Source organism: Roseomonas acroporae, assembly GCF_023223525.1.
In the GTDB taxonomy this organism is placed as follows: Bacteria; Pseudomonadota; Alphaproteobacteria; order Acetobacterales; family Acetobacteraceae; genus Roseomonas_E; species Roseomonas_E acroporae.
The window spans coordinates 1-25,411 of the sequence record NZ_JALPRX010000133.1; the positions used below are offsets into that span (position 1 = coordinate 1).

The 25,411-nt window shown below is 74.1% G+C and carries 22 protein-coding genes; 8 read left to right on the top strand and 14 right to left on the bottom strand.

Annotated features, from left to right (window positions below; translation table 11 throughout):
• Nucleotides 1–123 precede the first annotated feature (123 nt).
• The 8 genes from metK to M0638_RS24755 form a co-directional block, all read right to left on the bottom strand.
• On the bottom strand, nucleotides 124–1,314 hold the full coding sequence (gene metK, locus M0638_RS24720) for a methionine adenosyltransferase (RefSeq protein WP_248669627.1): 1,191 nt from the start codon (nucleotides 1,312–1,314) through the stop codon (nucleotides 124–126).
• A 195-nt stretch (nucleotides 1,315–1,509) separates the two neighbouring features.
• The gene (locus M0638_RS24725; protein WP_408903673.1) at nucleotides 1,510–2,235 is read right to left on the bottom strand and encodes a DUF7002 family protein; all 726 of its coding nucleotides are present in this window, start codon (nucleotides 2,233–2,235) and stop codon (nucleotides 1,510–1,512) included.
• The gene (gene dapB, locus M0638_RS24730; protein WP_248669629.1) at nucleotides 2,175–2,954 is read right to left on the bottom strand and encodes a 4-hydroxy-tetrahydrodipicolinate reductase; all 780 of its coding nucleotides are present in this window, start codon (nucleotides 2,952–2,954) and stop codon (nucleotides 2,175–2,177) included. The genes M0638_RS24725 and dapB overlap by 61 nt, the downstream gene beginning before the upstream one ends.
• 167 nt (nucleotides 2,955–3,121) lie before the next feature.
• Nucleotides 3,122–3,568: a PRC-barrel domain-containing protein gene (locus tag M0638_RS24735; protein WP_248669630.1), complete on the bottom strand. Its 447-nt coding sequence runs from the start codon at nucleotides 3,566–3,568 to the stop codon at nucleotides 3,122–3,124.
• 464 nt (nucleotides 3,569–4,032) lie between these two features.
• Nucleotides 4,033–5,166: a molecular chaperone DnaJ gene (dnaJ, locus tag M0638_RS24740; protein WP_248669648.1), complete on the bottom strand. Its 1,134-nt coding sequence runs from the start codon at nucleotides 5,164–5,166 to the stop codon at nucleotides 4,033–4,035.
• Nucleotides 5,167–5,462: 296 nt separating this feature from the next.
• The gene (gene dnaK / locus M0638_RS24745; protein ID WP_248669631.1) at nucleotides 5,463–7,403 is read right to left on the bottom strand and encodes a molecular chaperone DnaK; all 1,941 of its coding nucleotides are present in this window, start codon (nucleotides 7,401–7,403) and stop codon (nucleotides 5,463–5,465) included.
• Nucleotides 7,404–7,689: 286 nt separating this feature from the next.
• A complete protein-coding gene (locus M0638_RS24750; RefSeq protein WP_248669632.1) occupies nucleotides 7,690–8,310 on the bottom strand; it encodes a nucleotide exchange factor GrpE in 621 nt (206 codons plus the stop codon).
• 374 nt (nucleotides 8,311–8,684) lie between these two features.
• The gene (locus M0638_RS24755; protein WP_248669633.1) at nucleotides 8,685–9,311 is read right to left on the bottom strand and encodes a glutathione S-transferase family protein; all 627 of its coding nucleotides are present in this window, start codon (nucleotides 9,309–9,311) and stop codon (nucleotides 8,685–8,687) included.
• 366 nt (nucleotides 9,312–9,677) lie between these two features.
• Between M0638_RS24755 and M0638_RS24760 the strand changes: the two genes are divergently transcribed.
• Both M0638_RS24760 and M0638_RS24765 read left to right on the top strand, forming a co-directional pair.
• Nucleotides 9,678–10,169 carry a lysozyme inhibitor LprI family protein gene (locus tag M0638_RS24760; protein WP_248669634.1) on the top strand — a complete coding sequence of 164 codons (492 nt, stop codon included), beginning with the start codon at nucleotides 9,678–9,680 and terminating at the stop codon, nucleotides 10,167–10,169.
• Nucleotides 10,170–10,181: 12 nt separating this feature from the next.
• Nucleotides 10,182–10,664, top strand: a complete 483-nt coding sequence (locus M0638_RS24765) for a GNAT family N-acetyltransferase (protein WP_248669635.1) — start codon at nucleotides 10,182–10,184, stop codon at nucleotides 10,662–10,664.
• Between the two features lie 105 nt (nucleotides 10,665–10,769).
• Here the strand turns inward: M0638_RS24765 and M0638_RS24770 are convergent, their stop codons facing one another.
• Nucleotides 10,770–11,711, bottom strand: a complete 942-nt coding sequence (locus M0638_RS24770) for a LysR substrate-binding domain-containing protein (RefSeq protein ID WP_248669636.1) — start codon at nucleotides 11,709–11,711, stop codon at nucleotides 10,770–10,772.
• A 117-nt stretch (nucleotides 11,712–11,828) separates the two neighbouring features.
• On the opposite strand from M0638_RS24770, the gene M0638_RS24775 reads away from it, so the two are divergent.
• Together M0638_RS24775 and ycaC are read left to right on the top strand one after the other, a co-directional pair.
• Nucleotides 11,829–12,707 carry a pirin family protein gene (locus M0638_RS24775; protein ID WP_248669637.1) on the top strand — a complete coding sequence of 293 codons (879 nt, stop codon included), beginning with the start codon at nucleotides 11,829–11,831 and terminating at the stop codon, nucleotides 12,705–12,707.
• A 71-nt stretch (nucleotides 12,708–12,778) separates the two neighbouring features.
• On the top strand, nucleotides 12,779–13,405 hold the full coding sequence (gene ycaC, locus M0638_RS24780) for an isochorismate family cysteine hydrolase YcaC (protein ID WP_248669638.1): 627 nt from the start codon (nucleotides 12,779–12,781) through the stop codon (nucleotides 13,403–13,405).
• Between the two features lie 99 nt (nucleotides 13,406–13,504).
• Here ycaC and hrcA read toward each other — a convergent pair whose 3' ends face one another.
• Nucleotides 13,505–14,641, bottom strand: coding sequence for a heat-inducible transcriptional repressor HrcA (gene hrcA / locus M0638_RS24785; RefSeq protein ID WP_248669639.1), 1,137 nt, complete (start codon nucleotides 14,639–14,641; stop codon nucleotides 13,505–13,507).
• Nucleotides 14,642–14,815: 174 nt separating this feature from the next.
• On the opposite strand from hrcA, the gene M0638_RS24790 reads away from it, so the two are divergent.
• The 4 genes from M0638_RS24790 (at nucleotide 14,816) to M0638_RS24805 (ending at nucleotide 17,581) form a co-directional block, all read left to right on the top strand.
• Nucleotides 14,816–15,814, top strand: coding sequence for a DnaJ C-terminal domain-containing protein (locus M0638_RS24790; RefSeq protein WP_248669640.1), 999 nt, complete (start codon nucleotides 14,816–14,818; stop codon nucleotides 15,812–15,814).
• Nucleotides 15,811–16,125, top strand: coding sequence for a chaperone modulator CbpM (locus M0638_RS24795; protein ID WP_248669641.1), 315 nt, complete (start codon nucleotides 15,811–15,813; stop codon nucleotides 16,123–16,125). Before M0638_RS24790 ends, M0638_RS24795 begins: the two co-directional genes overlap by 4 nt.
• Nucleotides 16,126–16,199: 74 nt before the next feature.
• Nucleotides 16,200–16,964, top strand: a complete 765-nt coding sequence (gene rph, locus M0638_RS24800; RefSeq protein ID WP_248669642.1) for a ribonuclease PH — start codon at nucleotides 16,200–16,202, stop codon at nucleotides 16,962–16,964.
• Entirely contained in the window at nucleotides 16,964–17,581 is a 618-nt protein-coding gene (locus tag M0638_RS24805) for a non-canonical purine NTP pyrophosphatase (RefSeq protein WP_248669643.1), read from the top strand. Before rph ends, M0638_RS24805 begins: the two co-directional genes overlap by 1 nt.
• A gap of 512 nt (nucleotides 17,582–18,093) precedes the next feature.
• On the opposite strand, the gene ltnD is transcribed toward M0638_RS24805, so the two are convergent.
• The 4 genes from ltnD to M0638_RS24825 all read right to left on the bottom strand — a co-directional run bounded on the left by ltnD (nucleotide 18,094) and on the right by M0638_RS24825 (nucleotide 25,026).
• On the bottom strand, nucleotides 18,094–19,053 hold the full coding sequence (ltnD, locus tag M0638_RS24810; protein ID WP_248669644.1) for an L-threonate dehydrogenase: 960 nt from the start codon (nucleotides 19,051–19,053) through the stop codon (nucleotides 18,094–18,096).
• Nucleotides 19,054–19,351: 298 nt separating this feature from the next.
• A complete protein-coding gene (locus M0638_RS24815) occupies nucleotides 19,352–21,166 on the bottom strand; it encodes a monovalent cation:proton antiporter-2 (CPA2) family protein (protein WP_248669645.1) in 1,815 nt (604 codons plus the stop codon).
• Nucleotides 21,157–23,874, bottom strand: a complete 2,718-nt coding sequence (locus M0638_RS24820; RefSeq protein WP_248669646.1) for a GAF domain-containing hybrid sensor histidine kinase/response regulator — start codon at nucleotides 23,872–23,874, stop codon at nucleotides 21,157–21,159. The genes M0638_RS24815 and M0638_RS24820 overlap by 10 nt, the downstream gene beginning before the upstream one ends.
• Nucleotides 23,875–24,090: 216 nt before the next feature.
• Entirely contained in the window at nucleotides 24,091–25,026 is a 936-nt protein-coding gene (locus M0638_RS24825) for a fatty acid desaturase (protein ID WP_248669647.1), read from the bottom strand.
• Nucleotides 25,027–25,411 lie beyond the last annotated feature (385 nt).

The window sequence follows — 25,411 nt, forward strand, 5'->3', positions numbered from 1 at the left end:
GGTCCAGGAACCTGAGGTTCCTGGCGGATGGGGTCCGGGGAAGGCGGAGCCTTCCCCGAGGGGCGGATGGGGTCCGGGGAAGGCGGCGCCTTCCCCGAAGGGACCCCGGAGCGGTCGAAGTCCTCAGCGCCGCCCGAAGGCCTGCTTCAGCGCCGGCACCAGGTCGGTGCGCTCCCAGGTGAAGGTGCCCTTCTCCTCGTCCGGCACGCGGCCGAAATGGCCGTAGGCCGAGGTCGGCACGTAGATCGGGCGGTTCATGTGCAGGTGCTCGCGGATGCCGCGCGGGCGCAGGTCCATCAGCTCCTGCACCACGGCCGCCAGCTTCTCCTCGTCGATGTCGCGGCCCGTGCCGTGCAGGTCGAAGTACACGGAGAGCGGGTGCGAGACGCCGATCGCGTAGCTCACCTGGATGGTGCACTTCTCGGCCAGCCCCGCCGCGACGACGTTCTTGGCGAGGTAGCGCGCCGCGTAGGCCGCCGAGCGGTCCACCTTGGTCGGGTCCTTGCCCGAGAAGGCGCCGCCGCCGTGCGGGGCCGCGCCGCCATAGGTGTCCACGATGATCTTGCGCCCGGTCAGGCCGCAATCGCCGTCCGGGCCGCCGATCACGAAGGTGCCGGTCGGGTTGACGTAGAACTCCTTCTCCGGCGGCATCCAGCCCTTGGGCAGCGAGCTCTCGACGATCGGCCAGAGCAGGCGCTTGATCTCGGCCTGCTCCATGCCCTCGACATGCTGGGTGGAGACGACCACGGAGGTGGCGCCGACCGGCTTGCCGTCCACGTAGCGCAGCGTCACCTGGGACTTGGCGTCGGGCAGCAGGCCCTCGACCAGCTTGTCGTGGTTGCGGCGCATCTCGGAGACGCGGCGCAGGACCAGGTGCGCGTAGTAGAGCGGCGCCGGCATCAGCTCCGGCGTCTCGGTGCAGGCGTAGCCGAACATGATGCCCTGGTCGCCGGCGCCCTCGTCCTTGTTGCCGGCGGCGTCCACGCCCACCGCGATGTCGGCGGACTGGGCATGCAGGTGGCAGGCGATGTCGGCGGTCTTCCAGGAGAAGCCGCTCTGGTCGTAGCCGATGTCGCGCACCGCCATGCGGGCGTTGTGCATCAGCTCCTCGGCCGTGATCGTGTCGGGGCCGCGCACCTCGCCCGCCAGCACGATGCGGTTGGTGGTGACGAGCGTCTCGCAGGCCACGCGCGCATAGGGGTCGGCGGCCAGGAAGGTGTCGAGCACCGTGTCGCTGATGCGGTCGGCGACCTTGTCCGGATGGCCTTCCGAGACGGACTCGGAGGTGAAGAGGTATTCGCCCTTGTCGCGCATGGCCTGATTCGTCCTCTTGTCGCGCGGCGTGGCACGGCATCGCCGGACCGCCCGGCGGGACGGGGCGGAGGACGCGACGCCTGCCACGATTGGTGGACCCGGTGTTGCACCCGGGGGCGCCGTGCCCGGCTGGTCATGCTGTTTCGCAGCCGCGACCTATACGGTCAAGCATAAAGATATCTTTAAATGTACGTGTCACGCCGCAGGGCATGGATGCCCTGCCGCGATCCGCCCGATCAGGTCGCGCGCCACGGGGCCGCGCACGGCCAGCTCGGCGACCGGCCCGCCGGCATAGTCGGCGATCGGCCGCAGCGTGTGCTCGTCCCGCCGCACCCGCGCCCCGGCGCGCAGGGTGGAACCGACGTTGACCCGGGAGAACCAGGCCGATTCCCCATGCCGGCGCAGCAGCCCGGCCGTGTCCAGCGCCAGCACCAGCGGCGGCGACGGCGGCGGCAGGCCCAGGCGGACGGCCTCGGCGCGCCTTGCGCGGACCACGGCGCGCAGGAAGGAATCGCGGCGCACCTCGCCCGGCCAGAGGAAGACATGGGCATCGACGTGGCGGCGCCAGGCGGCGGGGTCGTTCGCGTAGGCACCGTGCAGGGTGGGGCGGAGCCGGGCGTCGCGCATGAGCTGGAAGCGCAGCACGGCCACGCCCCCGCCCTGGTCGGCCGGGGCGCGGAGCGGCTCGAAGGCCTCGCGGTTGCAGTCCGAGGCGGCGGCGCCGAGACGGCGGCGCAGCTCGGCCGCGGGCAGCAAACCCCAGGCGCCGATCAGCGCCATCCCCTCCGCCTCGGCGACGTGCCAGACGGTGGGGAAGCGCGCGGCGAAGCGCGCCGCGCCGCCGGGGGACGGCGTGGCCGTCAGTCCAGGCCCAGCACGTGCTTCATGTCGTAGAGGCCGGGCGGCCGGCCGAGCAGCCACAGCGCCGCGCGCACCGCGCCGGTGGCGTAGACCCGGCGGTCGAAGGAACGATGCGTCAGCGCGATCTGCTCGCTGGCGGCGGCGAAGAGCAGCGTGTGCTCGCCCACCACCTGGCCGCCGCGCAGCGCCGCGAAGCCGATCGTGCCGGTGCCGCGCGGGCCGGTATGGCCGTCGCGGCCGCTCTCGCGCCCGGCCTCCTCCAGCGTGGTGCCGCGCCCGGCGGCGACGGCACGGCCCAGCGCCACGGCGGTGCCGGAAGGGGCGTCCACCTTCTGCCGGTGGTGCATCTCGACGATCTCGGCATCGTACTGGTCGGCCGGCAGGGCGGCGGCCATGCGCTCGGCGAGCGAGAACAGCAGCACCACGCCGGGCGCGAAATTCGCGGCATAGACGATCGGCACGCGCCGCGCCGCCTCGGCCACGGCCGCCTCCTGCGCCGCGTCCAGGCCGGAGGTGCCGAGCACCAGCGGCGTGCCGGTCTCGGCCGCCAGCGCGGCGTGGCCGGCGGCGGCGGCGGCATGGGTGAAGTCGATCACCACCTCGCTCGCCTCGAACAGCGCACGGGCGTCGGGAAGCAGGGGCAGGCCGGGATCCCCGGCGGGCGGGGCGGCGCTGCGCCGCGTGCCGCCGGCCAGCGCGGCGCCGGCGGCGGCGACCTCCTCGGCCAGCAGCCGACCCATGCGGCCGGCGAGGCCGGCGATTCCGATGCGTGCCGGCATGCGGCTCCCCCTGGTCTCCGTCGCGGGCGATTTAGGGAGAGGGGCGGCGTCCCGTCCAGACGAGGTGTCCGTGCGGCGCCGGCGGAATGCGCCGGGGGGCCGGAAGGAGGGCGCGCGGGACGCCAGGGCGAAGCGGCCCTGCGCCCGGGCCGCGCCCGCCGCGCCGGTCAGACCGCCGGGTCCCAGTAGGGTCTGACGCGGTAGTAGTCGTGCACGCGCTGGCCCCAGGCGCGGTCGTTCCAGTCGGCTTCCTCGGCGCGGGCGTAGGCGGGGGCGCCCTCCAGCACGGAGGGGTCGATGTCCACCACGTAGCCGCCCTGCGCCGTGTCGTACTCCAGCACCGACCAGGGCAGCGGATGGTGCTTCTCGCCGATGCCGAGGAAGCCGCCGAAGCTCAGGATCGCGTAGGCGACCTGGCCGCTGCGCTTGTCGATCATCAGGTCCTCGATGGTGCCGACCCGCTCGCCACGCCGGTCGTAGACGGCGGTGCCGTTGACCTTCTCGGCCGCGATCAGGCTGCCCGTCTCGTCGCGGGCGATGTCGCCCTGCGGCAGGCTGGAGGGTCGGGGTGAGGGCTGTCCGGCAACAGGGCCGGGACTGGGGTTCGTCGCCATGGTTTCCTCCGTGTCGTTCCGGGCGTGCCGCACCCATCGCCGGCGGAAGGGTCCGACCGAAGGCGGGGATTCAGGCAGCCGATGGCGGAAGCGGGGGGCGGGCGGTGACACGTGCCGGGACCAGGGACGTGCCACCGCCTGCCATGCCGTCGATTGGGGGAAGTTCGACGGGCACGGGGAGAACGTGGGCCGGTCCGTGGCGGTTCCGCCACGCCGGCGGAAGGAGCGGCGGCCCGGCTTCACCTCGCCGCTATCGTGCCGCACCGGCAAGGAACCGACGGATGGGAGCGCGGTTCGCCGTGGCCCGTTGTTGCAGCGCGGCTTCACGCCGCCGGGCGTCGCCGCCCGCCGACGATCCGCTCCAGAGCATTTTCAAGCTGGGTGTACTCACCCGGCGACCCGGAAAATGCGAAAAACCGAAGTCTGGAGCCGTTCCGGCCTGATACAGTCAGGCCGGAACGGATCTAGCGCCCCAGCCCTTCCCAGAACTCCTTCACCTTGGCGAAGAAGCCCTCGCTCTCGGGCGAATGACGGCCGGACTGCTCGGCCTCGGCCTCGAATTCCTCCAGCAGCTCGCGCTGGCGCTTCGAGAGGTGCTGCGGCGTCTCCACCACGACCTCGACATACATGTCGCCGCGTGCCGCCGAGCGCAGCACCGAGAAGCCCTTGCCGCGCAGGCGGAAGCGGTCGCCCGTCTGCGTGCCGGCGGGGATGGCGACGCGGGCGCGGCCGCCGTCGATCACCGGCACCTCGACGCTGTTGCCGAGCGCCGCCTGCGACATGCGCAGCGGCACGCGGACGAAGATGTTGGCGCCCTCGCGCTGGAACAGCCCGTGCGGCCGCACCGCGACATCCACGTAGAGATCGCCGGCCGGGGCGCCGCGCAGCCCCGCCTCGCCCTCGCCGGCCAGCCGGATCCGGGTGCCGTCCTCGACGCCGGCGGGGATGGCGACGCTCAGCGTGCGCTCCTTCTGCACGCGGCCGGCGCCGTGGCAGACCTTGCAGGGGTTCTTGATGATGCGGCCCTGGCCGCCGCAGGTGGGGCAGGTGCGCTCGATCAGGAAGAAGCCCTGCTGCGCCCGCACCTTGCCGGAGCCGCCGCAGGTGCCGCAATTCGTGGCCGCGGCCGAGCCCCCCTCCCCGCCCGTGCCCTTGCACGCCTCGCAGGTCATCGAGGACGGCACGCGGACCGGCTTCTTCACGCCGGAGAAGGCCTCCTCCAGCGAGATCTCGACCGCCTGGCGCAGGTCGGCGCCACGCCCGGCGGCCTGCCCGCCGCGACGGCCGCCGAGGCCGCCGAACATCTGCTCGAAGATGTCCTCGAAGGCACCGCCGAAGCCCGCCCCGGCGCCGCCGAAGCCGCCCTGGCCCTGCTCGAAGGCGGCATGGCCGTAGCGGTCGTAGGCGGCGCGCTTCTCGCCGTCCTTGAGGACGTCGTAGGCCTCGTTCAGCTCCTTGAAGCGCGCCTCGGCGGCCTTGTCCCCCGGGTTGCGGTCCGGGTGGTACTTCATGGCGAGCTTGCGGTAGGCCTTCTTCAGATCGTCCTCGGTCGCGTCCCGTGCGACGGCAAGGATCTCGTAGTAGTCCTGCTTGGCCATCTGCTCAACCATCCGCCCCCAGATCCCCTGCTTGCCGATCCCCGCGCGCGGGACCGGTCATCCATCTGCCTGATCCGCAGGCGGCCCGATCCGGCGCGAAGGCATTCCACCGGGATCGGACCGGCCGCGGAGCAATTCCCATGCCGGTACGGGCGGCCGGCGGCCGCGCGGCGGGGAAGATACGCGGATGCCCGGTTCCGAGCGGAACCGGGCATCCGGCAGACCCTGCGCTGCGCGTTCCGGCCGGCCCGCGCGGCCACCGGCCCCCACCCGTGCGGGCGGGGACCGGCGCCGGATCAGCCGGCCTTCTTCTTCGGATCGACTTCCTCGAAGTCGGCATCGACCACGCGGTCGCCGCCCTGGGCCCCACCCTGGGCACCGGAGGCGCCGCCGGCCGGGCCGGCGCCGGGCTGCGGGCCGGCACCTTCCTGCGGGGTGGCCTTGTAGATCGCCTCGCCGACCTTCATCGCGGCCTGCGAGACGCGCTCGCCGGCGGCCTTGATCGCCTCGGGGTCGCTGCCCTCCAGCGCGGTGCGGGCGGCGGCCAGGGCGGACTCGGCCTCCTCCTTCTCCGCGGCCGGCACCTTCTCGGCGTTCTCCTTCAGCGTCCTGTCGAGCTGATGGACCATCGCCTCGGTCTGGTTGCGGGCCTCGACCGTCTCGCGACGCTTCTTGTCCTCGCCCGCATGCGCCTCGGCGTCGCGCACCATGCGCTCGATGTCCTGGTCGGACAGGCCGGAGCGCGCCTGGATCTTGATCTGCTGCTCCTTGCCGGTGGCCTTGTCCTTCGCGCTGACGCTGACGATGCCGTTGGCGTCGATGTCGAAGGTCACCTCCACCTGCGGCACGCCGCGCGGCGCGGGCGGGATGCCCTGCAGGTCGAAGTTGCCGAGCAGCTTGTTGTCGGCCGCCATCTCGCGCTCGCCCTGGAACACCTTGATGGTGACCGCGGTCTGGTTGTCGTCGGCGGTCGAGAAGACCTGCGACTTCTTGGTCGGGATGGTGGTGTTGCGGTCGATCAGGCGCGTGAACACGCCGCCCAGCGTCTCGATGCCGAGCGAGAGGGGCGTCACGTCGAGCAGCAGCACGTCCTTGACGTCGCCCTTGAGCACGCCGCCCTGGATCGCGGCGCCGATGGCGACCACCTCGTCCGGGTTGACGTTGCGCGCCGGCTCCTTGCCGAAGAACTGCTTCACCGCCTCGATGACCTTGGGCATGCGGGTCATGCCGCCGACCAGGATCACCTCCTCGATCTCGTTCGCCTGGAGACCGGCGTCCTTCAGCGCGGCGCGGCAGGGCGCCAGCGTCTTCTGGATCAGGTCGTCCACCAGGCTCTCGAGCTTGGCGCGGGTGAGCTGCATCACGAGGTGCTTCGGCCCGGAGGCGTCGGCCGTGATGAAGGGCAGGTTCACCTCGGTCTGCTTGGACGAGGAGAGCTCGATCTTGGCCTTCTCGGCCGCCTCCTTGAGGCGCTGCAGGGCGAGCTTGTCGCCGCGCAGGTCGATGCCCTGCTCCTTCTTGAACTCGTCCGCGAGGTAGTCGATGACGCGCTGGTCGAAGTCCTCGCCGCCGAGGAAGGTGTCGCCGTTGGTGGCCTTCACCTCGAACACGCCGTCGCCGATCTCCAGCACGGAGACGTCGAAGGTGCCGCCGCCGAGGTCGTAGACCGCGATGGTGCCGGAATGCTTCTTGTCGAGGCCGTAGGCGAGCGCCGCCGCCGTCGGCTCGTTGATGATGCGCAGGACCTCGAGCCCCGCGATCGAGCCGGCCTCCTTGGTCGCCTGGCGCTGGCTGTCGTTGAAGTAGGCGGGGACGGTGATGACGGCCTGCGTCACCTTCTCGCCGAGATAGGCCTCGGCGGTCTGCTTCATCTTGGTCAGCACGTGCGCGCTGATCTGCTGCGGCGCGTACTTCTTGCCCTCGACCTCGACCCAGGCGTCGCCGTTGTCGGCCCGCACGATGTGGTACGGGGCGAGCGACTTCTCCTTCTGGACCATCGGGTCGTCGAAGCGGCGGCCGATCAGGCGCTTGACGGCGTAGAGCGTGTTGGTCGGGTTGGTCACCGCCTGGCGCTTGGCCGACTGGCCGACCAGCACCTCGCCGTTCTTGGCGAAGGCGACCATGGAGGGCGTGGTGCGCGCCCCCTCGGCGTTCTCCAGCACCTTCGTCTCGCCGCCTTCCATGATGGCGACGCACGAATTGGTCGTGCCCAGGTCGATGCCGATGACTTTGCTCATCCGTAGTCTCCTCTTGCGGCGGATGGGGGCGGCCCTCGCTCGGCGCCGCGCCCATCCCCTGGCCCGGGATCCGGGCTCGGATGGTGGAACGGCCCGCCCGACGGGGCGGGCCTTGTTGCAGGGGGATGTATTCAGGCGAGGGCGCCGCGACAAGTGGCGGGGAGCACCCGATGCCGCATCCCGCCCTCGCAAAATCAGCCTGGGGAGCCGGCCTTCGGGCCCGCTTCCCGCGGCCGTCCTTCCGCGGCGGCCGGGGGAATCGGACGGCGGCGGGCGGACGGGGCGGTCAGGCGGTGCGGTCCACCCGTTCGCCCGACGGCGCGGCGCCGGCGGCCGGGCCGCCGCCCGCCACCACCACCATGGCCGGCTTCAGCAGCCGCCCGTTCAGCGTCCAGGCCGGCGTCCAGGCCTGGAGCACCGTGCCGGGCGCGGTGCCGGGGGGCGCCGGCTGCTCGGCCATCGCCTGGTGCAGCTCGGGGTCGAAGGGCTGGCCGGCGGCGTCCTTGCGGACCACGCCGTGGCGCTCCAGCATCGCCAGGAAGGAGCGTTCCACCCCCTCGAAGCCGCCGCGCAGCTTGGTCAGCAGCTCGGGCTCGGAGTCGCTCTGGGCCGGCAGCGAGTCGAGGCCGCGGCGCAGGTTCTCGGCCGCGTCCACCACGTCGCGGGCGAATTTCTGGATGGCGTAGCTGCGCGCCTCCTCCGCCTCGCGCCGGGCGCGGTTGCGGATGTTCTGCGCCTCCGCCTCGGAGCGCAGCCAGCGGTCCTTCAGGGAGGCGATCTCCGCCTCCAGGGCGGCGATGCGGTCGGCCTCGCCGGCCGGGTGGCCGGTTCCGTCCTGGCCGTTCCCGTCCTGCCTGGCCCCGCCCTGGTCGGCCGGGCCGCCCGTCGCGTCGTCTCTGTCGTTCATGGGATGATCTTCGTGTCTTCCGGCGTGGGGGGCACCCCGGCGGCCGTCGCCCTGGTGCCCTTGCTTTGGTCGTCCAGTTAGTGGCGCGGGGGGTCCGGGGCAACCGCCGGCGGCACGACGCCGCCGGCACGCATGCCGGGAAGGTCCGGCGCGGCGCGCCGAACGCCGCAGGCCGGCCCGCCGCCCCGGCGCGGGGCGGCGGGGCAAGGGGCCGAGGCGCCCGTTGCCGGCAAAGCACCCGCCGGTACCGGCCCGCGGCAGCCCGGACGGCTCTCGCACGGGTCCGCACCGGGGCGGGGGTCGGTTCGGCGGGCGGCCGCCCGCCAACCCCGCGCGCTGCCGGCCCGCACCGGTCGGGACCTGTGCGGGCCGGTTCAGGCGTAGGCGTAGGGGCCGCCCCGCTGCAGCGCCCGCTGGTAGGCCGGGCGGGCATGCAGCCGCGCGAGCAGCCCGCGCAGGCGCGGATAGCCGTCGTCCAGCACGCCGTTGCCCGCCTCGGCCTCCAGCGGGAAGCTCATCTGGATGTCGGCGGCGGTGAAGTCCGCGCCCGTCAGCCAGGGATCGTCGCCCAGCGACGATTCCACGAAGGCCAGCAGCCCCGCCATCTGCGCGTTCGCCGCCTCGATGCCGGGCTTCCCGGCCTCGCCCAGCCGGCGCAGCCAGAAGCGGACCAAGCGGGGCGTCATCATCGAGCCCTCGGCGAAGTGCAGCCAGTGGAGGTAGCGCCGGTGCGCCTCGCCGCCGGGCGGCGGGACGAGGCGGCCATCGCCGTGGCGGCCGACCAGGTACTCGATGATGGCGCCCGACTCCGCCAGCACCGCGTCGCCGTCCTGCAGCACGGGCGACTTGCCGAGCGGGTGGACCGCGCGCAGCGAGGGCGGGGCCAGCATGGTTTGCGGGTCGCGCTCGTAGCGCACCACCTCGTAGTCGAGGCCCAGCTCCTCCAGCAGCCAGAGGATGCGCTGCGAGCGGGAATTGTTGAGGTGGTGAACCCTGAGCATGGCGGTCCCTTCCGCCGGCGGCGGCCACGGCGCCCGGCGGCGGAAGGTTTGGCCGGCGGGCGACGCGCGCAAAGTGAATTCGGCGCCAGGGCGGTCCCGGAGTCGGGGGGATTGTCGACGGGTGCCGTCCGCGGGTGCCGGGCCGGGCCGGCCATCCGCCCGCTCCGTGATCGCTCCGCGCCGGCGGCGGATCGCGGCCCGGCCGGGGCGCGGGACCCCACATGCCCCGCGCGCCGGAATCCCGCCTTTCCCGGGCGGCGTCGGCCGGCGGGCATATCCGCGCCGCGACGAACCGCTCTATATCCGGCGGCCTGCATCCGCACCGGGCGCCACCCCGCAGGATCGCCACGACCGAGGAAGCCGCCGATGCCACGTTCCCTGCCCGCGCGCCCGAGATGGGCCGTTCCGTGCCTCCTGGCCACCGCGCTGTCGGCCCTGCCGGCCGCCGCCCAGCCCGCCGGCCAGGCGCCGGCTCCCCAGGGGACGCCCCAGGGAATGCCCCAGGGGCCGGGAATCGGCGAGCAGGTGCAGGCGGCGCTCGCCGCCTGCATCGGCAACCAGCAGCAGGATGCGGCGCGCATCCGCCAGTGCCTCGACACCCAGCGCCGCGAGGTCGAGCCCCAGCTCGCCCAGGCCGTGCAGCGCTACCGCGCCACGCTGGGCGGCGGGCGGCAGGGGGAGTTCGACCGGGTGCAGTCGGCCTGGAGCAATTTCCGCGACCTGCAATGCGGCTTCGCGGGCTCCGACCCGGCGGCGGGGCCGATGGCCGGGGTGGCGCAGTCCGGCTGCCTGCTGGAACTGGCGGTGGACCGGCTGGAGCTGCTGCGCTTCGCCGCCGGCGGCCCCTCCGGGCGCTGAGGGCAGCCGGCCGTGGACCTGCCGCCCGGGCTTCGGATCGACGTCGAGGACGCGCCGGCCGCCGCCGATCTCGACCGCATCCCCGAGGGGCTGGAAGCCTTCAACGAGGCGATGTGGCCCGGCCACCAGCCCTTCCGACCGCTCGGCGTGTTCGTGCGCGACGCGGCGGGGAAGATCCTGGGCGGGCTGGCCGGCGGCACCTATGGCGGCTGGCTGTACGTCCGCCACTTCTGGGTCTCGGAGCCGCTGCGCGGCCGGGGGCTGGGGCGCGAGATGCTGGCGCGGGCGGAGCGGCGGGCGCTGGCGCGCGGCAGCCATTCCGTCTGGCTCGACACGTTCAGCTTCCAGGCGCCGGAATTCTACCGCCGGCAGGGCTACGAGGTGTTCGGCGAGCTGGACGTGCCGCCGGGGTACAAGCGGATCTTCCTGCGCAAGGCGCTGGCGACGCGGGATGGCGGCGGCGCGGCGGCGACGGGGGCCGACGGCCCGGCCTGAACGGCCGGCGCCGGGGGAGGCGGGACCGGGCCCCGCCCGCGTCTCCGACGGCGCTGCGCCGCCGGCGGGCAAGGGCTGCGCCGCCGGGCAGTCCCGCCGCCCGGATCAGCCCGGCCCGGAAGCCGCGCGCGCGCCATGCCCGTCGCCCTTCGCCCCGTATTCCGCGGCGACGTGGTCGATGAAGGCCCGCGTGGCCGGCAGCAGGCCGCGGCGGGTCGGGAACACCATGTGGATCGTCGCGGCGGGCGGCGCCCAGGCGGGCAGCACGTCGACCAGCGCGCCGCCGGCGATGTCCTCACCCACGACCATGGACGGAAGCTGGACGACCCCGATCCCGCGCCGCGCCGCGCGCAGGAGCGAGATCATGTCCTCGGTCACGAGGCGCGGCCGGTGCCTGACGGTCGCCTCCCGCCCCTCCCCGTCCGTCAGCCGCCACTCGTGGTCGCCGCCATCGCCCGTGCTCCAGGCGAGGCTCGGCAGCGCGGCGAGGTCCCCGGGCGCGCGCAGGCCGGCCCGTCCCGCCAGCAGCGCGGGCGCGGCCACCAGGCGCTGCGGGCTCGGCCCCAGCTCGCGCATCACCAGCCCGCTGTCCTCCAGCGGCGGGAAGCGGACGCGGAAGGCCACGTCGAAGCCCTCGCCGATGACGTCGACCCGGCGGTTCGTGTTCTCGAGATGCACCTCGACATCGGGGCAGGCCGCCATGAAGCGGACGACCATCTCGCCGACCTCGAAGAACAGCAGGGTGGCCGGGCAGCTCACCCGCACCACGCCGCGCGGCTCGGCGCGGCGCCGGTCGATCGCCTCCTGCGCCGCCTCGGCCTCCACCAGCATGGCCACGCAGTGCCGGTGGTAGTCCCGGCCGATGTCGGTGACGGCGAAGCGGCGCGTCGAGCGCTGGATCAGGCGCACGCCCAGCCGCTCCTCCAGCAGGCCGATCCGCCGGCTCAGTCGCGACCGCGGCATGCCGAGGCGCCGGGCCGCCGCGGCGAAGCCGCCATCGTCCACCACCTGCACGAAGTAATAGAGGTCGTTCAGGTCCTGCATCATCCATTGTCCCATGAGCAGGACAGTCTGGCGAGCAGCCACGTCTTAAGGCGGCACTGTCCCATGCACAGATAGGCCGTGATCGGCACGGCGCACCGGCGCCGCCGGAAGGAGGAGTCCATGCGACAGGTTCTCGGCATCCACGATGCCCCTCGCCAGCACTGGGTCGGGAACGGCTTCCCGGTCCGCACGATGCTCTCGCATCACGAGCAGGGCCGGGATGCCAGCCCGTTCGTCATGCTGGACCATGCGGGGCCGACGGAGTTCGCGCCCACGACGGCACGGCGCGGCGTCGGGCAGCATCCCCACAAGGGGTTCGAGACCGTGACCATCGTCTACGACGGCGCGGTGGAGCACCGCGACTCCACCGGCGCCGGCGGCGTGATCGGCCCAGGCGACGTGCAGTGGATGACGGCGGCGGCCGGCATCCTGCACGAGGAGTACCACGCCCCGGACTTCGCCCGGAAAGGCGGCCGCTTCGAGATGGCCCAGCTCTGGGTCAACCTGCCGGCCCGCGACAAGTCGGCCCGGCCCGGCTACCAGGGCCTGGCCGACGCGGCGATCCCCGTCGTGACGCTGCCGGACGGCGCGGGCCGCGTGCGGGTCATCGCTGGCGCCTTCGGCGGCGCCAGGGGTCCGGCGCGGACCTTCACGCCGATCGACATCTGGGACGTGCGGCTCGCGGCCGGCGGCACGGTCACGCTCGACCCGCCGGCGGGACGCACGCTCTCGATCGCGGTCCTCTCCGGCCGGGTCGGGATCGACGGCAGACAGGCCGCGCGGGAGGCGCAGACCGTCATCCTCGGGCGCGAAGGCGGTCCCGTGGCCGTGACGGCGGAGACCGAGGCCAAGCTGCTGGTCCTGTCCGGCGAGCCCATCGACGAGCCGGTGGTCGCGCACGGGCCGTTCGTCATGAACACGGCGACGGAAATCAGGCAGGCGATGCTGGACTTCCAGTCGGGACGGTTCGGCCTCATCCCGGAGGCCGCCGCCTCCTGACGAGGACCCCGCCCCCGGCGGCGACGCCGGGGGCGGGCAGGTGCCTTCACACGAGAGAGAGGAGACAGCCCATGGGCAAGCCCTACGTCCGGCTCGACAGGAACCAGGCGGCGATGCTGCTGGTCGACCACCAGACCGGCCTGCTGTCGCTGGTGCGCGACATCGACCCGGACCGCTTCAAGAACAACGTCCTGGCGACCGCGGACGTCGCGCGGTACTTCGGCCTGCCGACCGTGCTGACGACGAGCTTCGAGGACGGGCCGAACGGCCCGCTGGTCCCCGAGCTGCGGGAGATGTTCCCGGACGCCCCCTTCATCCCCCGGCCGGGCCAGATCAACGCCTGGGACAACGAGGACTTCGTCAGGGCGGTGAAGGCGACCGGCCGCCGGCAGCTCATCATCGCGGGCGTGGTCACCGAGGTCTGCGTCGCCTTCCCGGCCCTCTCGGCCATCGAGGAAGGGTTCGAGGTCTTCGTCGTCACCGACGCGTCGGGCACCTTCAACGAGCTGACGCGGCACTCGGCCTGGAACCGCATGTCGCAGGCCGGCGTGCAGCTCATGACCTGGTTCGGCCTCGCCGCCGAGCTGCACCGCGACTGGCGCAACGACGTCGAGGGGCTGGGCACGCTCTTCTCGAACCACATCCCCGACTACCGCAACCTCATCACCGCCTACACGACGCTGACGAAGGGCCGGTAGCGCCGCGACCGCCGCCGTGCCGCCGCTCCCGGCGGCATGGCGGCCCCGGCGCCGCGCACCGGCGGTCCGGCCGTGGGCGGCCTCCGTCCCGGCCGGGCCCTACCCCAGCAGCCGCCCGATCACCCGCGCCGTGTAGTCCACCACCGGGATGATACGCCCGTAGTTGATCCGCATCGGCCCGATCACCCCGATCGCGCCGACGATGCGCTGCCGCTCGCCCTCCCCCGCGCGGAAGGGGGCGACCACCATGGAGAGCCCGGCCGTGTCGAACAGGCCGCTCTCGGCGCCGATGAAGATCTGCACGCCCTCGCCGCGCTGGGCCAGCTCCAGCAGGCGCAGCATCGTCTCCTGCGCCTCCAACCGCTCGAACAGCGCCTGGATGTCGTTCAGCCGCGCGATCTGGTCCACGTTCTGCAGCAGCCTGGCCTGGCCGCGCAGGATCAGCGAGCCGCCGGCGCTGCCGCCCGACCAGGTGGCGAGCCCGGCCTCGATCACCTGGTGCGTCAGCGCGTCGAGCGCGGTGCGGTCGGCGGCGATGTCCTCGCTGACGGCGCGCCGCGCCTCCTCCAGCGTCTGCCCGCCGAGCCGGCTGTTGAGGTAGTTCGAGGCGCGCGTCAGCGCCGAGGGCGGCAGGCCCGGCGGCACCTCGATGACGCGGTTCTCCACCTGCCCGTCCGCCGTCACCAGCACCACCAGGGCGCGGCCGGGGCCGAGGTTGACGAACTCGATGTGGCGCACCGGCGCCTCGGACTTGGGTGCCACGACGAGGCCGGTGGCGCCGGCGAGGCCGGCCAGCATCTGGCTCGCCTCGCCCAGAGTCTCCTGGAAGGAGCGGCCGGTGGCGGCGCAGCGCGCGGCGATGGCGTCGCGCTCCTCCTCCGCGAGGTCGCCGAATTCCAGCAGCCCGTCCACGAACAGGCGCAGGCCGCGCTCGGTCGGCAGCCGGCCGGCGCTGGTGTGCGGGGCGTAGAGCAGCCCCGCCTCCTCCATGTCGGCCATGACGTTGCGGATGGTGGCGGGCGAGAGCGCCTGCGGCAGGCGGCGCGACAGGGTGCGGCTGCCCACCGGCTCGCCGGTCGCGACGTAGAGCTCGACCAGCTCGCGCAGGATGGTGGCGGAGCGCGTGTCCAGCCCGGGCGGGACGCCGCCCAGGCTGCCCAGGCCAGCCTGACCGAGACCGGTGGAGAGACCGCCGGGGGCGAGGCCGCCCGGGGTGAAGCCGCGTGCCGCGACCATCGAAACCTGCCGGAACCTCCTTGGCAAGGCGCTGCGAAACGTCGCAAAAAAGCTAGGGACGGGACCACCACGCGTCAACCGCGGGCATGGAGTCCCGGAGGCGGCCCAACGGCAACCCGGGGTCCGTTCCGGCGAGGCTGGAACCCGGCCATCCCGGCAACGATATGGGGACACATGGCGGCCGAAGATCCCTACCAGACCCTGGGCGTGGCGCGCGACGCCGACGCGGACACGATCCGCAAGGCGTACCGCAAGCTCGCCAAGACCCTGCACCCCGACCTCAACCCCGGCGACAAGGCGGCGGAGGAGCGGTTCAAGAACGTGACCGCGGCCTACGACCTGCTTTCCGACGCCGAGAAGCGCGCCCGCTTCGACCGCGGCGAGATCGACGCCAGCGGCCAGGAGCAGGCGCCGCGCGGCTACTACCGCGACCATGCCGAGGGCATGTCAGGCGCCCGCTACCGGCGCGCCGGGCCGCGTGGCGGCATGGGCGGCGGCCCGGGCGCCGAGGGTTTCCAGGGCGGCTTCCAGGGAGGGTTCGAGGACCTCTCGGACGCCGATCTCGGCGACATCTTCGGCGACTACTTCCGCGCGCGCGGCGGCGGCAGCAGCGGCCCGCGCCGCGGGCAGGACAACCTGTACCGGCTGGAGGTCGACTTCCTCGACGCGGTGCGCGGCGCGAAGCGGCGCCTGACCCTGCCGGACGGGCGCGACCTCGACGTCAACATCCCTGTGGGGCTGACCGACGGCCAGGTGCTGCGCCTGCGCGGCCAGGGCTCGCCCGGCGCCAATGGCGGGCCGGCGGGCGACGCGATGATCGAGGTGCACATCCGCCCGCACCGCTTCTTCCGGCGCGAGGGCAACGACATCCACCTCGACCTGCCGGTCACCTACGCGGAGGCGGTGCTGGGCGCCAAGGTCTCGGTGCCGACTCCGGCCGGGGCGGTGAACATGACCGTGCCGCCGCGTTCCGATACCGGCAAGCGGCTGCGCCTGCGCGGCCGCGGCGTGCCCGAGCACGGCGGCAAGCCGGCGGGCGACCTCTACGTGACGTTGCAACTCGTGCTCGGCGAGGTGGACGAGAGGCTGGAGGAGTTCCTGAAGGGCTGGGCGCCGGCGCACGAGACCGATCCGCGCGCCGGCATGGGCCGCGACACGGAGGGCGGGGCATGATCGCGCTGGAGGCATTGCTGCGCCTCGTCGCCGGGCTGCGCGCGTCGGAGATCGAGGGGTGGATCGCGCAGGGCTGGGTGCGGCCCTCCCGCGGGGCGGACGGCTTCGCCTTCTCGGAGATCGACGTGGCGCGGGTGCGGCTGATCGTCGAGCTGCGCGACGAGATGGAGGTGGGCGAGGAGGCAATGCCGGTCGTGCTGTCGCTGCTCGACCGGCTCTACGCCGAGCGACGGCGCATGCGCCGGCTGTGCGAGGCGATCGAGCGCGCGGGCGTCGCGGAGCGGCTGCGGGCGGAGGTGCTGCCGGACTGAGCAGCCGAGCCGGTCTGGACCCCATGGCCGCCGCGCGTATGGTGCGGCGCCCTCCGACCAGGATACCGCCCTCTATGGCCACCGCGCTTTCCGCCCCCGCCCTCTCACGCCCCTCCGGCCGTGCCGCCGACGCGCTGCGCACGCTCAGCATCGAGCCCGGCTTCGCCCGCCATGCCGAGGGCTCCTGCCTGATCCGCATGGGCGGCACCGAGGTGCTGTGCACGGCGAGCGTCGAGGGCCGCGTGCCCGGCTTCCTGCGCGGCAAGGGCGAGGGCTGGGTGACCGCCGAGTACGGCATGCTGCCGCGCGCCACCCACACGCGCGGCGACCGCGAGGCGGCGCGCGGCCGGCAGTCCGGCCGCACGCAGGAGATCCAGCGCCTGATCGGCCGCAGCCTGCGCGCCGTGACCGACCGCGCCGCCATGGGCGAGATGTCCGTCACCATCGACTGCGACGTGCTGAACGCCGATGGCGGCACGCGCTGCGCCTCGGTCACCGGCGCCTGGGTGGCGCTGCACCTGGCGTTCCGGCACTGCATGTCGAAGAACATCATGAAGGCGGTGCCGCTGCTCGACCAGGTGGCGGCGGTCTCCTGCGGCATCTGCGACGGCGTGCCGGTGCTCGACCTCGACTACGCGGAGGACAGCAAGGCAGGGGCGGACGCGAATTTCGTGCTGACCGGCAAGGGCGGGCTGGTCGAGGTGCAGGGCACCGCCGAGGGCGCGCCCTTCTCCGAGGCCGAGCTGCTGGAGCTGCTGCGCCTCGCCCGCCACGGCACGGCGCAGCTCTTCGCGGCGCAGCGCCTCGCCGTGGGGCTTCCCGCCGGGGAGCCGGGCTGATGCCGCGCCGGCTGGAGCCGGGGGCGCGGATCGTCCTGGCCACGCACAACGCCGGCAAGCTGCGCGAGGTGGCGGCGCTGCTGGCACCGCACGGCGTCGCCGTGGTCTCGGCCGGCGAGCTCGGCCTGCCGGTGCCCGAGGAGACGGAGGACAGCTTCGTCGGCAACGCCGCCATCAAGGCGCTGGCGGCGGCGACGGCCGCCGGGCTGCCGGCGCTGGCCGACGATTCCGGCTTCTCGGTGGCGGCGCTCGGCGGCGACCCCGGCGTGCGCACCGCCGACTGGGCCGAGCAGCCGGACGGCAGCCGCGACTATGCCGCGGCGATGGCCAGGGTAGCCGCCCTGGCGGCGGGCTCGGCCGACCGCGCGGCCTGGTTCACCTGCGCGCTGGTGCTGGCCTGGCCGGACGGGCATGTCGAGGCCTTCGAGGGCCGCGCCACGGGCCACTGGGTGGCGCCGCCGCGCGGCACGCGCGGCTTCGGCTACGACCCGATGTTCGTGCCGGACGGCCACGCCGAGACCTTCGGCGAGATGGCGCCGGCAGCAAAGCACGCAATCAGCCACCGGGCGCGGGCCTTCGCGCTGCTCGCGGCCGCCTGCCTGCCGGCGGCGGGATAGAGCGGATCGCCGGCGGGCGGATACGCCCGATGGCGTGAATCCGCGCTGAGAACAACGAGCTACGGCGAACCGCGGTCCCAACCGGACTGCGGTTCGCCGTAGAGCATTTTCAAGCTGGGTGGACTCACCCGGCGACTCGGAAAATGCGAAAAACCGACAGGCTGGAGTGGATCGCCGGCGGGCGGACACGCCCGGCGGCGTGAATCCGCGCCGAGAACAACGAGCTACGGCGAACCGCAGTCCCAACCGGACTGCGGTTCGCCGTGGCGGCCGAAGCCGTTGTTGCAGCGGCAACACACCTGGTGTGCATCGCAAAAACCGTAAGGAACCGTTCAGGGATTTCCGGCATTCTCCCTCGCAGCGGCGCCCGCGGGCGCTGCCTTTCTTGGACGTTTCCTCCCTGAACTCGGCGGCACCTTCCGGTGCCGCCTTTTTTCTGCGGAATCGGCTCGGGGGCGAGGCAGGTTCCCGGCTTCCCCCCCTTGGAGGTCCCCAGGGGGCCCCCCGGGGGCCTACGAGGCGTCCTTCTCCGGCAAGGCGATCCCCGTGATCGCCTGCCACACCCGGATCACGAAGGCGTCGTCCCGCCCGCCCTGCCCCAGCCCCTTCGCCGCGACGAAGAGCTGCTGCGCCTGCGCCGCCAGCGGCACCGGCGAGGCCACCTCGCGCCCCAGCTCGGCGACCAGCGAGAGGTCTTTGACGAAGATCTCCACCGCGCTGCGCGGCGTGTCGTCGCCCTCCAGCACATGGGCCATGCGGTTCTCGAACATCCACGAATTGCCCGCGGCGTTGGTCACCACGTCGTAGAGCGCCTGCGGCTCGATGCCGGCCTTGATGCCGAGCGCCATCGCCTCGGCGGCGGCCGCGATGTGGACGCCGGCGAGGAGCTGGTGCACCACCTTCATCGTGGTGCCGAGGCCGGGCGCGTCGCCGAGCTTCCAGACCTTGCCCGCGATCGGCCCCAGCACCGGCGCCGCCTTCGCGAAGGCCGCCTCCGAGCCCGAGGCCATCACGGAAAGCCGCCCCTCCCGCGCCCCGACCGCGCCGCCCGAGACCGGCGCGTCGAGGTAGAGCAGCCCGCGCGCCGCCGCCTCGGCGGCCAGGGCGCGCGCATCCGCCGCGGCCATGGTGGAGGAGACGATCAGCACCGCCCCGGGGGCGAGGCGCGACGCCGCCCCGCGCGGCCCGAACAGCGCGGCGCGCGCCTGTGCGGCGCTGACCACGCAGACCAGCACCGCCTCCGTGCCCTCGGGCAGCGCCTCGGCGCCGGCCACGGCCCGTCCGCCTTCCGCCGCGAAGGCCGCGCGCGCCGCCTCGCCGAGGTCGCAGCCGGTGACGTCGAGGCCGGGCGCGCGCAGCAGGTTGCAGGCGGCGCCGAGGCCGATGTTGCCGAGGCCGATCACCGCCACGCGCAGCGACGCCCCGCCCGCCTTCCCCGCCCCTGGCCCGGCGCCCTGTCCCTTCTCGGCCATCGCGCTTTCCCCCCGCTGCCTCGCCGCCGGCCGGCGCCGACGCGGCGCGCAGCCTTCGGCCGCGGCGGCGGGGCGTCAAGCGCCCGGCGCGAGGCCGCCACCCGGGCGGGCCTTCCCGGCACAGGCGTGCGGTGCGCCCCACGCGACGCCGCCGGCACGGGGCGGGCCGCTGCCGGGGCGCCTCGTCCGGGTCCGCACGGATGCGGACCCGCAGGGTTTGCCGGTTCGGCGCGCGGCCGCCCCAGCAACGCCGCGCGCGAGACCGGCGCGCACAAGCCGGGACCCGTGCGGGCGGGCGTCAGTCCCCCGCGCCGACCCGGCTGCGGGCGGCGGCCTCCGATTCCAGCCGTCGCTGGTCGGCGGCGAACAGCTCGGTCAGTTCCTCGGCCGCCTGGGCGTTGCTCTGGATGAGCTGCTTCTCGTCCGTGTAGAAGGCGTGGCTCTCGACCAGCCGCCGCTCGTCGTAGTCGCGGAACAGCGCGACGGCGCGCCCGGCCTCCGCCTCCGGGATGCCGAGGTCGCGCAGCACCAGCTCGCTCAGGCGCAGGCTGGAGTGGAAGGTGTCGCGCACCAGGTCGCCGACGCCGCGGTCCATCAGCAGGTAGGCGTGGCGCCGGTTGCGGGCGCGCACCACGAGCTTGAGGTTCGGGAAGTTGCGCCGCGCGATGTCGACGACCTGGAGCACCTCCTCCATGTCGTCGAGCGCCACCACCAGCACCCGCGCACGCTCCGCCCCCGCCGCGCGCAGCAGGTCGTGGCGCGTGGGGTCGCCGTAGTAGACGCCCTCGCCGAACCGGCGCACCACGTCGAGCTGGGCCGGGTCCTTCTCCAGCGCGGTGAAGGCGATGCCGCGCATGCGCAGCACGCGGCCGACGATCTGCCCCACCCGGCCGAAGCCGCAGATGATGACCGGCGCGCCGTCGTCCTCGATCCTGTCGAAGACGCGCGGCCGCTCGCGGCCGAGACGCGGGATCACGAGGCGCTCGGAGGCGGCGAAGAGCAGCGGCGTCGCGGCCATGGAGAGGGCGATCACCAGCGTCGCCCGGTCCGCCGCCTCCTGGTCCAGCGCGCCGACGCCGACCGCCGCCGCGAACAGCACGAAGGAGAACTCGCTGCCCTGGCAGAGCGAGAGCGCGACGCGCAGCGCGGAGGCGTCCGGCTGCCCGGCGAGCCGCGCCAGCAGGAAGGCGACCAGCGTCTTCGTCGCGATCATGCCGAGCAGGGCCAGGGCGAAGAAGCCGGGCTCGGCCACGGCCAGGCCGAGATTGGCCGCCATGCCGACCGAGAGGAAGAACAGGCCGAGCAGCAGCCCCTCGAAGGGCTCGATGGTGGACTTGATCTCGTGCCGGTACTCGGAATCGGAGAGCAGCACGCCGGCGAGGAAGGCGCCGAGCGAGGTGGACAGGCCGGCGAGGCTGGCGAGCGTGGCCGTGCCGATCACCACGAGCAGGGCGAGGGCGGTGAACACCTCCGGCGTGCGCGCGCCGCCGATGGCGCGGAAGACGGGACGGACCAGGAAGCGGCCGCCGAGCAGGATCGCCGCGATGACGGCGCAGCCGAGGCCGACCTCGCGCCACGGCACCTCGGTCGGCAGCCCGTGCGACGAGGGGCCCATGGCGAGCAGCGGCACGGCGGCGACCAGCGGCACGAAGGCGAGGTCCTGGAACAGCAGCACGGCGAAGGCGGTGCGTCCGGCGGGGGCGCCGAGCAGGTCGCGTTCGGCCAGCATCGGCAGCACGATGGCGGTGGAGGAGAGCGCGAGCCCCGCCCCCAGCACCGTCGCCGCCGGCCAGGCGAGGCCGCCGGCGGCCAGGATCGCGGCGATGGCCACGCCGGTCGCGGCCACCTGCGCCGAGCCGAGGCCGAACACGGCGCGCCGCAGCACCCAGAGCCGGCGCGGCCGCACCTCCAGCCCGATCAGGAACAGCAGCATGACGACGCCGAGCTCGGAGAATTCGGCGATGTCGTGCACGTCGGTGACGAGGCGCAGCCCGGCGGGCCCGATCAGCGCGCCGCCCACGAGGTAGCCGAGCACGCTGCCGAGGCCGAGCCGGCGCGACAGCGAGACCAGCAGCACCGCCGTGGTCAGCAGGATCGCGAAGGTCAGGAGCATCGGCGTTCCGGGTTCGGCCCGGCCCCGCCGCGCCGGGGATCGGCGGCGCTGCCGCGCGGGGCGTCCCTCACGCCGGATGGCGTGGCATTCTCGACGACGCCGGATGGCGCGGTACTCTCGACGACGCCGGACGGCGCGGCTCCGCCGACGACGCCGGATGCCGCGGCTTCTTCGAGGGTGGCGGACGGCGCGGCCCGGTCCGGCGCGCCGTCCGGCACGGCCTCCCCGGCCGCGCCCGTGGCGGCATGCCGGGTGGCCCGGCCGGCCAGCAGATGGCGGATCCGCCGTGCCAGCGCCTCGCTCGCATAGGGCTTGGAGAGCAGCTCGATGTCCGCGCCCAGCCGGTTGCCCTGCATCAGCGTGTTCTCGGTGTAGCCCGAGGTGAACAGCACGGCGAGGCCGGGCCGGCGCTCGCGCGCCAGGCGGGCCAGCTCCGTGCTGCGCAGCGGCCCCGGCATGATCACGTCGGTGAACAGCAGGTCGACCACGGCGTCGCCCTCCAGCATCGCCAGCGCCACCGTGGCGTCCGGCGCCGCCAGCACGCGGTAGCCGAGATCGCCCAGCATCTCGACCACGGTGGTCCGCACCTGCTCGTCGTCCTCGACGACCAGGATGGTCTCGGTGCCGCCGACGAGCGACCCGGCCCCGGCGGCGGCCGAGAGCGGTCCGGCCTCGGCGCCCGCCGCGGCCGCCTCCCCGGCGCCCGCCGCGCGCGGCAGGAAGAGGCGGACGACGGTGCCGACCCCGACCTCGCTGCGGATCCGCACGTGCCCGCCGGACTGGCGCACGAAGCCGTAGACCATGGAGAGGCCGAGGCCGGTGCCCTTGCCCTCCGGCTTGGTCGAGAAGAAGGGCTCGAAGGCCTGCGCCAGCACCTCGGGCGGCATGCCGCAGCCCGTGTCGCCGACCGAGAGCACGACGTAGTCGCCCGGCGCGGCCTCGGCGTCGGCGGCGGCGTGCCGCGCGTCCAGCGCGGCGTTGCCGGCCACGATCGTCAGCCGGCCGGCGCCGTCCATGGCGTCGCGGGCGTTGATCGCGAGGTTGAGCAGCGCCGTCTCCAGCTGGACGGGATCGACCAGCGTGTTCCACAGCGCCCCGTCGATGCGCAGGTCCACCACGATCGCCTCGCCGAGCGCGCGGCGCAGCAGGTCGTCCATGCCGGCGACGAGGCTGGCGATGTTCACCACCTTGGGCTCCAGCGGCTGCCGCCGCCCGAAGGCCAGGAGCTGGCTGGCGAGGCGCGCGCCGCGCATGGCGCCGGCCAGCGCGTTGGCCACGCGCCGCTCCGCCCGCGCATTGCCCGCCACGTCGCGGGCGAGGAGATGCAGGTTGCCCGCGACGACCTGGAGCAGGTTGTTGAAGTCGTGCGCGATGCCGCCGGTGAGCCGGCCGATCGACTCCATCTTCTGCGCCTGCTGCAGCGCCGCCGCGGCCTGCCGGCGCTCGGCGATCTCGGCCGCGACCCGCGCCTCCAGCGTCTCGTTGAGCTGGCGCAGTTGCTCCTCGACCCGGCGGCGGCGGCGTATCTCGCGGTCGGCGGCCTCCAGCAGCCGGGCGTTGTCGATCGCCACCGCCGCCTGGCCGGCGACGCTGACGAGGCTCGCCTCGTCCGTCTCGCTGAAGCGGCCGGGCCTGCTGTGGCCGAACAGCAGCGCCCCGATCGGCTCGCCGGTGCGCGACCGCACCGGCACGGCGAGGTAGGAGCGCACCGGCAGGTGGCCGGGCGGCATCCCGGCATGCGGCGCATTCTTCCCGTAGCGCGGGTCCCGCGTGATGTCGTCCGAGCGCACGACGCTCTGGCCGGACAGGGTGGGCGCGAACAGCGCCGTGTTGCGCGGCATGGGAAAGCCGGCGAAGGCGGCGCGGTCCACCCCGGAGAGGGCGAAGATCCGGTAGCCGCTCCCCGCGGGGCCCAGCCCTTCCGTGCCGGATCCTTCCACGCCGGATCCTTCCGTGCCGGACCCTTCCACGCCGCCCGCCCCGGCGCCGGCCCCCTCCGCTCCCCGGGCTCCGTGCGCCTCGTAGAAGAAGGCGCCGAACTCGGCGCCGGTGAGCGCCACGCCGGCATCCGTGACGGTCTGCGCCACGCGCCCGAGATCGGTCTCGCCGGTGATGGCGATGCCGGCGCGGTTCACCGTCTCCAGCGCCGCGGTGCGCTCGTGCAGCGCCGCCAGCGCGGCGCGCTCGCGCTGCTTGCCGAGTACCTGGTCCGTCACCTCCATCGTGGCGCAGAGTATCCCGGCGATGCGCCCGGCCTCGTCGCGCAGCGGCGTGTAGGAGAAGGTGAACCAGGTGTCCCGGAACCGGCCCTCCCGCATCATCGGGATGAGCATCTCCCGGTGCAGGCTCGCCTCGCCCCGCATCGTCCGGTCCACCAGGGGGGCGAATTGCGGCCAGATGTCCGACCACACCTCGCGGAACGGCAGGCCCAGCGCCGCGGGATGGCGCTCGGCGAAGATCGGCACGTAGGCGTCGTTGTAGAGGAAGGCCAGCTCCGCCCCCCAGGCGACGAACATGGCCTGCCGGGAGGCCGCCACCAGCTCGACCACGCCGCGCAGCGAGGGCGGCCACCGGTCCGGCGGGCCCAGCCCGGCCGCCGAGAAGCCGGGCCGGCGCAGCAGCGCGCCGACCTCCCCGCCGCCGGCCGGCCAGGCGTCGGTCTCCTCCCGGGTCGCCGCCCTGCGCCCTGCGCCGCCCGGTTCCGTCATCGCGCTCCCTGCATGATGTCGCCTTCCCGCGGCGCCGGATCGGAACGGCGGGACGCAACCGAGGCTAGCCTATCGGCGCGGGCTGGAAAGCCCCGGCCCATGCTGCCCTGGCCCGCCCTGCCCCTGCCCGCCCTGCCCGGCCGACGCTGCCTGACCAACGCTGCCCTGGCCCGCCGGGCGCGGGATGCGGGCGCGGGATGCGGGGCCGCGGCCGCGTCAGGCGCCGCCGCGCAGGTGCCGCAGGAAGCCCGCATGCCAGCGCACGTAGCCGCGCTCGACATGGGCGAGGCGGTCGCGCAGCGCGGCGTGCGCGTCCGGCAGGCGGTGGAAGGGGATGGACGGGTAGAGGTGGTGCTCCGTGTGGTAGGGCATGTTCCACATCAGCCGGCGCAGCAGGGCGTTGGTGAGCATGGTGCGCGTGTTGGTCAGCCCGTTCGCGTCCTGCGAGCAGAGCGTGTGCTCGGTGAGCAGGTAGAGGCGCAGCGCCGGCTGGCCGAGCAGCTGCGGCACGATCCAGAGGCAGACCGGCGCCCACCAGCCGAACAGCAGCCCGGCCCCGCCGGCCAGGGCGAGGTCGAACACGGTCATCGCCCGCACGCTGCGGATCACCTTCGGCGCGGCGCGGGCGGGGATGTAGGGGTAGGCGGCGAGGTCGCCGCGCCAGCAGTCCCGGATCACCCGCAGGCGCGTCTGCCAGTAGGGCACGGCGAGGACGCGCCAGAGATAGGCGCGGGTGGTGTCCGGCACGGGCGAGAGCAGCTCCGGGTCGCGCGCCGGGTCCTGGGTGTGGCGGTGATGGGCGAGGTGGAACACCTGGTAGAAGTGCCAGTTGTAGAGCGACGGGCAGCCGCACAGCCACCCCACCACGGCGTTGGCGCGGCGCGAGGCGAAGGCGGTCTGGTGCATCGTCTCGTGCAGCGGCGCGAACAGCGCGGCCTGCGCGACGCCGAGCGCCAGCATGGCCGGCAGCAGCGTCCACGGCCCGGCCAGCGACACCCAGGCACCGCCGGCGAGCAGCAGCAGCAGGTGGAAGGCGAGCTGCGCCGCGCCGCGCGCGTCGGAACGCGCCGAGAGGGCACGCAACGCGGGGCCGGGGAGCAGCCGCGCCGGCGGGGCATGCCCTGCCGGCGTATCGGCGATCGTCGCGTCCATGGTGATCGTTTCCTTGCCCGCCTGGTCTGGCGGGATGTACCGGGCAGAAGGGTCTCCTGCCATCTCTCCTGCCATCTCGCATGCAAGCCCCGCGCCGGCCCGCGCGGTATCCGGCGCCCTCGCGAGCCGGGCGTCCCGGCCCGGCAACGGGACGATGCGCGGGGCCGATGGCAGGCGCGGGTGCCGCCCCGACGCGCCGGAGCGGGAACCGCGCCCGCGGGAAGGCGGCTGGTCAGTCCAGGCGGATGTCGAGCCGCGTGACGATGTCGCCCCAGGCCTCGCGCTCGCGCCGCTGCATCGCCGCCAGGGCCTCGGACGAGGAGGGTTCGGGCTTGCAGGCCTGGGCCTTCAGCACCTCGGCGAAGCTGTCCGCCCGCATCGCCTC